This window comes from Rahnella sp. 1L-D-7-B-C2 (assembly GCF_057290995.1).
The window spans coordinates 282,211-294,729 of record NZ_JBXAVQ010000004.1 but is presented as its reverse complement, the minus strand read 5'-3'; the positions used below and the strand labels follow the sequence as shown (position 1 = coordinate 294,729).

At 55.2% G+C, this 12,519-nt stretch carries 6 protein-coding genes; 5 read left to right on the top strand and 1 reads right to left on the bottom strand.

Annotated features, from left to right (window positions below; all coding sequences use genetic code 11):
- Positions 1–32 precede the first annotated feature (32 nt).
- The gene (locus AC0Z7K_RS09795) at positions 33–6,038 is read right to left on the bottom strand and encodes an alpha-2-macroglobulin family protein (protein ID WP_485614166.1); all 6,006 of its coding nucleotides are present in this window, start codon (positions 6,036–6,038) and stop codon (positions 33–35) included.
- A gap of 275 nt (positions 6,039–6,313) precedes the next feature.
- Here AC0Z7K_RS09795 and greB point away from each other — a divergent pair, with 275 nt between their 5' ends.
- The 5 genes from greB to AC0Z7K_RS09770 all read left to right on the top strand — a co-directional run bounded on the left by greB (position 6,314) and on the right by AC0Z7K_RS09770 (position 12,512).
- Entirely contained in the window at positions 6,314–6,787 is a 474-nt protein-coding gene (greB, locus tag AC0Z7K_RS09790; protein WP_413530132.1) for a transcription elongation factor GreB, read from the top strand.
- 122 nt (positions 6,788–6,909) lie between these two features.
- Complete coding sequence (locus tag AC0Z7K_RS09785) at positions 6,910–9,243, top strand: Tex family protein (RefSeq protein ID WP_413530131.1); 2,334 nt, start codon at positions 6,910–6,912, stop codon at positions 9,241–9,243.
- 412 nt (positions 9,244–9,655) lie between these two features.
- The gene (gene feoA, locus AC0Z7K_RS09780) at positions 9,656–9,880 is read left to right on the top strand and encodes a ferrous iron transporter A (protein ID WP_413530130.1); all 225 of its coding nucleotides are present in this window, start codon (positions 9,656–9,658) and stop codon (positions 9,878–9,880) included.
- 65 nt (positions 9,881–9,945) lie between these two features.
- Positions 9,946–12,264, top strand: coding sequence for a Fe(2+) transporter permease subunit FeoB (gene feoB, locus AC0Z7K_RS09775; protein WP_413530129.1), 2,319 nt, complete (start codon positions 9,946–9,948; stop codon positions 12,262–12,264).
- Between the two features lie 8 nt (positions 12,265–12,272).
- A complete protein-coding gene (locus AC0Z7K_RS09770; RefSeq protein ID WP_413530147.1) occupies positions 12,273–12,512 on the top strand; it encodes a FeoC-like transcriptional regulator in 240 nt (79 codons plus the stop codon).
- Positions 12,513–12,519: the final 7 nt, after the last annotated feature.

Genomic DNA, 12,519 nt, shown 5'->3' with positions numbered 1-12,519 from the left:
CGCAGTCTTCAGTGAGTGTGTTGCACCCGCTGTTATTTATTGTCAGCCGCAGGCACGACAATCAGTTTTTTATCACTGACGGACAATGCCTGAACTTCGCGGTCATACATCGCCTCGCCATACGCTGGCGGGATCACAAAGCTGCCGGTGTTGGTGGCTTTGATCTGATACACAAACTCCTGCACGTCGGTACTGGCGCTGCCGTAAATGACCACGCGATCTTCGCGAATATCGCTGTAATCCGGCGCCCACGTCGAGCCCGATGCGGCCAGCGGCGACTGCCAGGATGCCGACGCATCGGCCTCACTGGTTTCGTCACTGCTGTCCGCTTCCGGTTCCGGTGGCGTCTGCTGTACCACTTCAAATCCACCCGGCAGCAAATCGACAATCGCCAGATTGCTCTGCCCTTCTTTCGAATTGGCGCGGACTTTCAGATGCACATTGATCTTCTGCCCCAGCGTCACCTGCGTGACCGCATTGCCTTTTTCATCGGTGTAATCACGGGTAATTTCCAGACCGCGCGAAATGGCTTTTTTCGGAGCCGCCAGATCGTAACCGGCCTGAGTGACCACATACCAGGCGGGCGCATCATTGCCGTTTTCGACCCGCAGCGCTTTCGCATCGGCGGTGAAATTGGCTTTGGCAAACAGCCCCTGAATGCTGGAAATCAACTGCGGTTCAACATTTTTGGTTTTGCTGATCTGGGTGATTTTTAGCGCATCCGGCGCCGTTGCCTGCGCCGCGACCTGTGCGGAATAACTCTCCAGCGCCAGAATACTCATCGCGGAGGAATACGTGGTGTAACGCTCTTCTTTCAGCGATTTGACCATGTTTTCCAGCACCTGCGGCGGAATAGCAGACACTTTTTCCGGGAAGTGGCGGGTGATCAGATACAGCCGCGTCGCGTCCTGTACCAGCGGGTCGAAGTAACTCTGCGTCCACCAGCCTTTGTCGTAAGCCTTGCTCAGCTGCTTCCACGTCGGTTGCAACAGTGTATTGGCTTCATCATCCATTTTCAGCATGCGGTAGGACGAGGCCAGATATAACGCGCTGAGATCGGTTTTCCACGTGTCAGGGTAGCGTTGTTGCAGCGTATCCTGCACCGAGGCCAGCGAACTGGTGGTGATTTCGCCCTGACGTGTCAGCAGATATACCGCCCACGCGCGCAGACGCAGGTTGTATAAATCGTCATTCTGATTTGCCGCCAGCACGCGCAGTGCCGCGTTGGCTTCTTCCAGCATTCCGGCCGGTAACGCCACGCCCGCGGCTTTAGCTTCCAGCAGATATTGCACCACGTAAGGCGTCACGAACGGATCAGTTTCCGGCGACGAGCGCCACAGGCCAATCGCGCCGCTGTCGTTCTGACGCGAGCGCAGAATAGCCAGCATGTCTTTCAGCTTTTTGCTGGTTCCGGCCTGACTCAGATTGCCTTTCATTTCCGGATGCAGACCTTCAAGGATCATCGGAATCGAACGGCTGACGATCTGCTCCGAACAGTAGTAAGGATAATCCGCCAGATATTGAGACAACCCGCTGGTCAGCACCAGTGGCGAATTTGACACCGCCGCCTTGCGCACCGCGTAGGCATCAAACATCTGACGCAGATTACCGACGTTCTGACTGCTGCCGCTCATGCGCCCCATAACAGACTGCGTACGGAATGGCATCGCCGGACGCACCGACGTACTGATCGTGCGGCGGCTGGTTTTATCGGCATAGGTCGCTTCAAATACCAGCGGCGCATCGCCTGGAACGGCGTTGGCACGCAGACGGAAGTTAATCACGCCCTCGCGTTTTTCCGCCAGCGACAGGTTCTGATCCGCTTTGCCGACCACTGCCAGCTGCGGCGGCACGCTAAGATGCACGGCGATCGCCACGCTCTTACCGTTCAGCCCTTCAAGGTTATTGCTTACGCCCACGCTGACGTCAAACTCATCGCCCGGCGCCACCATCGACGGCACGTTCGGCGTCATGATGAAGTTGTCACGCACGGTGGCAGAAGTTTGCGCTTTGCCGATTTTGTCCGGCGTAACGGAAATGGCCATCACGCGGATTTTGCCGTTGAAGTAATCCGGCACCTGATAATCGAACTGCTTTTCACCATTCACTTCGGTAATGCCAGACCAGTAGGCCACCGGCTTATCACGTTTACGTTTGAACGGATTGACGTTCAGATCCAACCCTTCGCCGCCGTCACCGCCCGGTGCCGCCGCCAGCTGCATCAGCTTGCTAAATTCCGGCAGGATCAGGTCGAGGATTTGCGAGCTTTCCACGCCCAGCTCACGCTTGCGGAAGAAGTACTCCAGCGGATCTTTCAGACGATAACGCGCCACCTGCAGGATGCCTTCATCGACGGCAAACAGCGCCACCTGCTGCGGGCCGTCCGTCATGACCGTCATCGCCAGGTTTTCACCCGGTTTGATCACGTCCGGCGCATCGACTTCCAGATAGTTTTGACGCGCTTTGGTGCTGATTTTAAACGGCATTACGCCATAACTCAGCGGGCTCATGAAGATTTCATCTGAATTCACATCACGCACAAACTGCACGTTGATGTAACCATTGCCTTCCATGCCCGCCGGAACGGTGATTTTCTGCACCGAACTGGTGGTATCAGTGTGGAACCACTGCCAGCTGTAGACTTTGTCTTTCTCGATGGTGATAAGGCCGCTGCCGGTGTAAGGCGCATTGATCGACACTTCGATTTCATCGCCCGGCAGATATTCGCCCTGATTGAGTTTCAGCTTCAGCTCGGCGTTGCGGTCCAGCGAGCGGCTGAGGTTGGCGTTCCCGGCGACGCTATAACCGATGCGGTTCAGCACGTTACCCTGCGCATCTTCGACCACCAGCACGAAATCACCCGGTTTGTCGGTTGCCAGCGTCAGGTCATTGCCCTGCGCCGTCAGCGATAAAGGCTGTTCTGAAAGCTGCACTTCCTTCATTTTCGACTGGTATTTGTAAACGCCAGAATCCTGTTTGGTCAGTACAGAAATGTATTTCTGTTCGATCAGCGCTACCTTCAGCGCAGGCAGGGCGATTTGTTTTAGCGTCGGGTCAACGGCAATCACATTCAGATGACGCACCGCGCCGTGATTGATATAACCCAGATCGCCGTCCGGTTTTACACCGACCAGATAATCATACGGTGACACCAGCACCCGCGCGGTAGCTGACACTGAGCGTCCGCCACCGGCCACAAAGGCTTCCGACAGCAGTTGCAGCTGATAGGTCGCATCAGCGTACGATTTCAGATCCAGCGGAATCGTCGCGGCACCTTTTTCATCGGTAGTGCGGTCTTCCAGCTCCGTTTCGAAACCGTCACTGTTCTGGCGATTTTCGTAGAACGCATATTCCGGGAACTGATCGAAGCTCGGATACATCGGGCGCAGCGTCAGTTTCGAGGTCACGCGACGATCCTGCGCAGGCGTACCGAACAGGTTTTGTACGTCAATATTGGCTTGTAATTCAGAAGGTTTGACCCAGCCTTGCTTACGTTCCGGCGTCAGCTGGAGTTTCACTTTCAGCTGGTCCGGCTCAAATTCCTTGACGTTCACCGAGGTGTGGCCGAGGAACGTCGAAGACTCATTATCTTTACCGATCAGATACAGATAGACGTTCCATTCACCGGTCGGCGAATTTTCGTCGGTGGTGTAACTCAGTTCGTTGAAACCACTGGCACCGAGCGTCAGCGGAAGGGTACTCATCAGCTTATCGCGCGGATCGTGAATTTCTGCACGCACCGGCACACCCGCCAGACCATTGCTCCACTCGGCGGCACGAGTGATCAGACCGATATTGAATGTATCGCCCGGACGATAAACGCCGCGATCGGAGAACAGATAACTGCTCAGCGTGCGCGGGTCATTCGGAGTGATTTCGCCGTCGACGTCAAAACGTGAGAAGTCGAGGCCGCGATCGTTATCGCGATCGGCAGGCAGGAAGGAAACATCGCCCTCTTTTTCTACCAGGAACATCACCGGCTGGCGTTCACTGGTGTAAACATCCAGCGCAGGGAAACGCACATGGCCGTCGGCACCGGTGTTTTGAGTCAGCAGCGTGACGCCATTTTTCGCAATCACTGATACTTTGGCGTTACTGACCGGCGTACCGCTGTGAATCGACTGCACAAATACATCGCGGGTTTTATCCTGCGAACGCTTGGCAATAATCCCCAAATCGGTGACTACCACAAAGCGCGAATCACCGACCGGCGCTTCGTCCCCGCTCTGGTCGTCGTCCTGATACTGATTGCCATCGTCATCGGTGGCCGGTTTTTCTTCTTTCTTCTTCGGATCCCACTCCGACAGCGTCAGCAGGAATACGCCACGATGGGAGGCCGGATCGGTCGAAAGATAACGGGACAGATCGACGCCCTGATAATTCACTTCACCCGGCTTGTCGTTATTCACCGCCGTCTGATATTTGAAGTGCTCAGTAAAGTACTCGTCATTCAGACGGTTAAATTCCGCCGAAGAATACTGACGGCTTTTGAAGGAGACAATGTGTTGCAGCTGGCTTGGGATCACGCGCTTGATGTCCAGACGCATGCCCGGCACGTTGCGCGCCGCGACGCTGATTTGCTTATCACCGTTCACCGACAGCAGCGAACCCTGTGACATAAATTGCAGCGATTTCGGATAATCCGGTACCGCTACGATGCGGTAGACTTTTTCCGGCATTTTGTAGCCGCCGGAGGAGGTCAGCACGTTGTCGATTTCCACCAGCATCGAACGGTGCGCAGGCGCATCGAAGCGGAAACTGAACTGCGGCTGATAATCGCTTTCGGCCTCATTAAGCTGAATGTTTAACGGCGTGGACTGCGCGAGCACGTTGTTTTCAACGCTTTGCACATCCCAGTTGGCGTAATCATCCGGGCCGGTCGCGGACTCTGAATCATTCGGATCATGCTGCGGCAGCAGCCAGACTTTCACCGCGCGGCGGATATCTTTGTCTTTCACCGCATCACTGAAGCCTAGGATCAGCGCACGCTGACCTTTCGAACCTTCGGCATCCACAACCTGCGCGCTGGCTTCGTTGACGGTCAGGCTGTAAAGCGTGGGCACGGAAACCCAGCCGTTACGCGCCTGTGTGGTGGTATTCGAGGCTACCGAGGCTTTCACACCCTCGCCTATCGTCACATGCACGGCACCGCCGTGATCGAGAGATTTCAGCGGTTCGGAATGCACCCAGGCATTGAGTTTTTTCTGGTCGTAGACCACGGAGTAATTCAGCGCGGACTCGGTTTTAGCGTTGCCTTCAGTCAGGCCGAGAGAAACCTGTTTCTCAAAGCTGGCAACGTCTACCGGTGCATTGAATTTGACGTTAAAAATCGCGCTGCGTTTCTGTGGATCCTGCGGGTCCTGATAGTACTCGGCCTCGCCCAGCTGATAATCAAACGCAGGCGCGGTAAATTCATACCTGGTCACCGCCAGTTTGATTTGCGGCGCAAGCAGCACGTCAGGGGTAAAATTCACTTCATATTTGGTACCCATCGGCAGCGGATTTTTCGGCACAAAGGCTAACGTATAGCCGCTCAGCCATTTCCACTCGCCTTCGGCGGCAGGTTTCAGGGAAATCCCTTTTTCCACCACTTTGCCGACCTCAGTCAGCGGCGCGGCGGAATTTTTAAAGTAAAACGTCACCGGCTGCGGTGCCAGCTTTTGCGCGGCGTAGTTCACCGCTTCCGGGCCACTGACCCGTACGCTGGTTTCCTGATACACCATCGGTGCCGGTTCGATCGGCTGCGGACGGTTTAACCACCAGTGATAGCCGTAAACGGCCGCGCCCGCGGCGCACAGCAACACCAAAATTGTCAGGCTGATGGCTTTCGGGTGTTTATCTACCCCGCCTTCCATGCGCGCAAAACTGCGCTTCAGTCCGCCGGACATTGCCGTCCACCAGACCGGCGCACGCCAGTCGATGTTGCCGACAACAGGTTTGATGACGCGACCGAGCAGACCGAAAATAAAGGCCAATGCGCGCAGGACGCCTTTTATCAATGTAAAAGGCAAACGAAGTAAAAATTTGAGTAAATCCATTTGTAGCTGTACCCCTAATCCCTGTGACCCGTTTCCAGAAGTGATTTTTTTGATAAAACTATTATGTATTCAGAATATTGCGAAAAATATCAAACGGTAAAAAAGCTGCAATAAGTACGGCGAAGGATAATAACTATCCGACTAAATAGCCATCAGATAAAGCGTAGCATCCCGTCAGTTTTTTCGGCCAATTTCTGCGCTGTCAGTCACGCGATTGTGTGAAACAATGGGCGCAGGAATTTTGGAATACACACGTGTGGAAGGCGACAGGTAGCATGAAGACCAAACTCATTACCCGCGAAGGCTATGACAAACTCAAAACTGAGCTGGATTTCTTGTGGCGCGAAGAACGTCCGGAAGTCACTAAAAAGGTGACCTGGGCCGCCAGCCTTGGCGATCGCAGCGAAAATGCCGATTACCAGTACAACAAAAAGCGCCTGCGCGAGATCGACCGTCGCGTGCGCTATCTGACCAAATGTCTGGAGCAGTTACGCATCGTCGATTACTCGCCGCAGCAGGACGGCAAAGTGTTCTTTGGCGCCTGGGTGGAAGTGGAAAACGACGATGGCGACATCAAACGTTTTCGCATTGTCGGCTACGATGAAATCTTTGGCCGCCGCGACTACATTTCTATCGACTCCCCGATGGCGCGCGCGCTGCTGAAAAAGGAAGTCGGTGACAGTCTGGTGGTCACCACGCCGGTCGGTGACGCGACCTGGTACGTCAATAACATTGAATACGTCAAATGATCAGCTAACTCTCAAAACGTGAGGCACATCGTCCTGACGGCTGGCATTTTCAGCCTTCAAACCGTATAACTGTGCCCCTGCTTTTTACGTCACTCACTAACGAAAAAACTGATACCAGACTTATGAATGATCAACTGAGCCGCATTATCGCAAGTGAATTGCAGGTTCGCCCGGAGCAGGTTGCTTCCGTGGTGCGTCTGCTGGATGAAGGTAATACCGTGCCATTTATTGCGCGGTATCGTAAGGAAGTCACCGGTGGGTTGGATGATACCCAGCTGCGTCAGTTGGACACCCGTCTGGGTTATCTGCGTGAGCTGGAAGACCGCCGTCAGACCATCCTCAAATCCATCGAGGAACAGGGCAAACTGAGCGACGATCTGGCCAAAGCGATTAACACCACGCTGAGCAAAACCGAACTGGAAGACCTTTATCTGCCGTTCAAACCGAAGCGCCGCACGCGCGGGCAAATCGCTATCGAAGCAGGTCTTGAACCGCTGGCAGAATTGCTGTGGAACGATCCGAAAAACGAACCTGACGCGACGGCGGCCCAATTTGTCGATGCCGATAAAGGCGTCGCCGACACCAAAGCCGCGCTGGACGGCGCGCGCTACATCCTGATGGAACGTTTCGCCGAAGACGCCGCGCTGCTGGCGAAAGTCCGCGACTATCTGTGGAAAAATGCGCATCTGACTTCGCGTCTGGTCGAAGGCAAAGCGCAGGAAGGCGCGAAGTTTAGCGACTATTTCGATCATCATGAACCAATTGCCAAAGTCCCGTCGCACCGTGCGCTGGCGATGTTCCGTGGCCGTAACGAAGGCGTCTTACAGCTGGCGCTGAATGCCGATCCCCAGCACGACGAACCGCCAAAAGAGAGCTATGCCGAACAGCTGATCATCGATCATCTGGGTTTGCGCCTTAATAACGCCCCTGCCGACGTCTGGCGCCGTGCGGTGGTGAACTGGACGTGGCGCATTAAAGTGCTGCTGCACCTCGAAACCGAGCTGATGGGCACCGTTCGCGAACGCGCTGAAGATGAGGCGATAAACGTTTTCGCCCGCAACATGCACGATCTGCTGATGGCCGCCCCGGCCGGTATGCGCGCGACGATGGGTCTCGATCCGGGTTTGCGTACCGGTGTGAAAGTTGCTGTTGTGGATAACACCGGAAAACTGGTGGGTATCGATACCGTTTATCCACACACCGGTCAGGCTGCTAAAGCCGCGCAACAAGTTGCGGCGCTGTGCATCAAACATAACGTCGAACTGGTGGCGATCGGCAACGGGACGGCTTCCCGCGAAACCGAACGCTTCTTTATCGAGCTGCAAAAACAGTTCCCGGCGGTAAAAGCGCAGAAAGTGATCGTCAGCGAAGCCGGGGCATCTGTCTATTCCGCCTCCGAACTGGCGGCGCTGGAATTCCCGGATCTCGACGTGTCCATTCGCGGTGCGGTTTCAATCGCCCGTCGTTTGCAGGACCCGCTGGCCGAACTGGTGAAAATCGATCCGAAATCCATCGGTGTCGGCCAGTATCAGCACGACGTCAGCCAGTCACAGCTGGCGAAAAAGCTCGATACCGTGGTGGAAGACTGCGTGAATGCCGTGGGTGTGGATCTCAACACCGCGTCCGTGCCGCTGCTGACCCGCGTTGCCGGTCTGACCCGCATGATGGCGCAGAATATCGTCAACTGGCGCGATGAGAACGGTCAGTTCCGCAACCGTGAGCAACTGCTGAAAGTCAGCCGTCTGGGGCCGAAAGCCTTCGAACAGTGTGCGGGCTTCCTGCGTATCAACCACGGCGACAATCCGCTCGATGCCTCAACGGTTCACCCGGAAACGTATCCGGTGGTGGAGCGCATTCTGGCGGCGACGCAACTGGCGTTGAAAGATCTGATGGGCGATTCCAATGCGCTGCGCGGCCTGAAAGCCAGTGAGTTTACCGACGAGAAATTTGGTATGCCGACGGTGACCGACATCATCAAAGAGCTGGAAAAACCGGGGCACGATCCGCGCCCTGAGTTCAAAACCGCGACCTTTGCCGATGGCGTGGAAACCATGAATGATCTGATGCCGGGCATGATCCTTGAAGGTTCGGTCACCAACGTGACTAACTTCGGCGCGTTCGTCGATATCGGCGTTCATCAGGACGGGCTGGTACACATTTCGTCTCTGGCTAACAAATTCGTCGAAGATCCGCATACCGTGGTGAAAGCCGGCGATATTGTTAAAGTCAAAGTGATGGAAGTTGACCTGCAACGCAAACGTATCGCGCTGACCATGCGTCTGGATGAGCAACCGGGCGAAGCCCCGGGGCGTCGCTCTTCCGCGCCCTCCGCAGGGGACAATCGCGATGGGCAGAAACGTCCAACACAAAACAAACCGGCGGGTCGCAATGCGGCTCCGGCAGGCAATAATGCGATGGCCGATGCACTGGCCGCCGCGTTGGGTAAAAAACGCTAGCTTTTACGTTTTAAGCCATTAAACGAAAGCCGCTGAATTTTAGCGGCTTTTTTATGTACCTTTTTTCGACACTTTTTAAAGTCTCTCCTAATGAATCAATCACTGCGGTAAATCAATAAAACAGAGATTCCACAGGCATAGGATATGCAACGCGGTAGGGACATCCGTGAAGAGGCACGCCTCTTTTCTTTTTGTCTTTTTACACGTACTAATTATGATAACTATTCTCGTTTGTACTTCCTTGCGTATTCAAACTACAGTTAACGTAAGGTCGATAATTGCGCACCAGGGACAATTTCTGAGCAGTTTTTTTGCAACATAAATCGCATTTAAGTGGAATATCCGGGCACGGAAGCGCGGCGTAGCTTTTGCAACGCGGCCCCCACAAACCCGATCGCTTCGCGAGGAACTTATGCAACTTCAATCACAACGTGCTTACAAAATTACCGGCTTTTCTCATGAGATTAGCCCGGCGTATCGCCAGAAACTGCTGTCACTCGGCATGCTGCCGGGATCATTCTTCAACATCATCCGCGTCGCACCAATGGGCGACCCGATACAGATCGAAACCCGCCGCACCAGTCTGGTGGTTCGCAAGAAAGATCTTGATCTGCTTAAACTCGAAATGCTGGCCTGACTTCTTTGCGCAGGTCACATTAATCCCTGCGCGCTTTCCCCTTTCTCACACGCAGACCTGAACGTATGAAAGCACTGACCATTGGCCTGATTGGTAATCCCAATTCAGGTAAAACCACCCTTTTCAATCAGTTGACCGGTTCACGTCAGCGCGTAGGCAACTGGGCGGGGGTGACCGTCGAACGTAAAGAAGGCCAATTCTCCACCGAAGATCATAAAATCACGCTGGTGGATTTACCGGGCACTTACTCCCTGACCACCATCTCCGAACAAACCTCGCTCGACGAACAAATCGCCTGCCACTACATTCTCAGCGGCGACGCCGATCTGATGATTAACGTCGTGGATGCCTCCAACCTTGAGCGAAATTTGTATCTGACCCTGCAACTGCTCGAACTCGGGATTCCGTGCATCGTCGCGCTGAACATGCTCGACATCGCTAAAATCCAGAACATTCATATCGATATCCCGGCGCTGTCTGCGCGTCTGGGCTGCCCGGTTATCGCGCTGGTGTCTACCCGTGCCTCCGGCATTAAAGAACTGAAATCCGCCATCGACCAGCTGCCACCGGCCACGATGCTTGCGCGCGTGACCTACCCTCCGCTGCTGCAAAAGGAAGTGGACGTGCTGGCCGCCGCCATGCCGTCAGAGATGGCGCTGCAACAACGCCGCTGGCTGGCTTTGCAAATTCTTGAAGGCGATATCTACAGCCAGACCCACGCCGGTAACGCGCAACAGCTGCTGCCGGAAGTGAAAGCCCGACTGGCCGCGCAGGAGCTCGACGATCCGGCGCTGCTGATTGCCGATGCGCGCTATCAGTCCATCGCCCAGCTGAGTGCTGAAATCAGCAACTCGCACCTCACCGCGCCGAATAAACTGACGCAGGTGCTGGACCGCGTGATCCTTAACCGTTTCCTCGGCGTACCGATTTTCCTGCTGGTGATGTACCTGATGTTCGTTCTGGCGATTAATATCGGCGGGGCGCTGCAACCGATTTTCGATATTGGTTCCGCGGCGATTTTCATTCAGGGCATGCAGTGGATTGGTTATACCCTGCACTTCCCGCAGTGGCTGACCATTTTCCTCGCGCAGGGTGTGGGCGGCGGGATCAACACCGTTCTGCCGCTGGTACCGCAAATCGGCATGATGTACCTGTTCCTCTCCTTTCTTGAAGATTCCGGTTACATGGCGCGCGCCGCGTTCGTGATGGACAGGCTGATGCAGGCGCTTGGTCTGCCCGGCAAGTCCTTCGTGCCGCTGATTGTCGGGTTCGGCTGTAACGTTCCGTCGATTATGGGTGCCCGAACGCTGGACGCCCCGCGCGAACGCCTGATCACCGTGATGATGGCACCGTTTATGTCCTGCGGCGCGCGTCTGGCTATCTTCGCCGTTTTCTCCGCAGCGTTCTTCGGGCAGGACGGCGCCTCCGTCGTCTTCTCACTGTATTTGTTAGGCATTGTGGTCGCCATCCTCACTGGCCTGCTGCTCAAATACACCATCATGCGCGGCGAAGCCTCCCCGTTCGTAATGGAACTGCCGGTGTATCACGTTCCGCATCTGAAAAGCCTGCTGCTGCAAACCTGGCAGCGTCTGAAAGGATTCGTGCTGCGCGCCGGTAAAGTTATCGTCATCGCCAGTATTTTCATCGGCGCACTCAACAGTTTCTCGTTCAGCGGCAACGCGGTGAATAACATCAATGATTCAGCGCTGGCCTCGGTCAGTAAGGTGCTGACGCCGGTGCTCGCGCCGATGGGTGTGCATAATGACAACTGGCAGGCGACGGTCGGGCTGGTGACCGGTGCGATGGCCAAAGAAGTGGTGGTCGGTACGCTGAACACCCTTTACACGGCCGAACACATCACTAATGAAGAATTTGATGCTGCGAATTTCAACCTGATGGACGAACTGGGTGGCGCGGTAAAAGAGACCTGGCAGGGGCTGAAAGATACGTTCAGCATCAGCGTGCTGTCTAACCCAATTGAAGCCAGTAAAGGCGATGGCGAAATGGGTGTCAGCTCGATGGGCGTAATGAGCAGCAAATTTGGCTCAGCGATTTCAGCCTACAGCTATCTGATCTTCGTGCTGCTGTACGTGCCTTGCGTGTCGGTGATGGGGGCGATTGCCCGTGAAACCAGCCGCAGCTGGATGACCTTCTCGATCTTCTGGGGGCTGAACGTCGCCTATTCTCTGGCAACGTTGTTCTATCAGGCAGCCACCTTCAGCGATCATCCTGGACACAGTACCACTCTCATTCTTATCGTCCTTGCCTTCAACGCGCTGGTGCTTATCGCCCTGCGCAAAGCCCGCAGCCGCGTCAGCGTAAATTTGCAACCGCGTAAAGCGTCAGCCTGCTGTGCGTCCACTACCGACGGCGATTGCCACTAGGAGACATGATGGCCAGTCTGATTGAGGTACGCGACAGTCTCGCACTGGCTGGCCGGGCGGATGCCCGCCAGCTCAGTCTCCAGCTCAATATCCCGCAGCCGCTGGTGCAGGCGATGCTTGAAAGGCTGGTCGCCATGCGTAAAGCCGAGGCCATCGAAGCCGACGACAGCTGCCTCTCCGGCGGCTGCAAAAGCTGCGCCGAAGGTAAAAAATGCCTGACGGTCAGCTATCAGCTCATTTCGCATTGATTCGAAT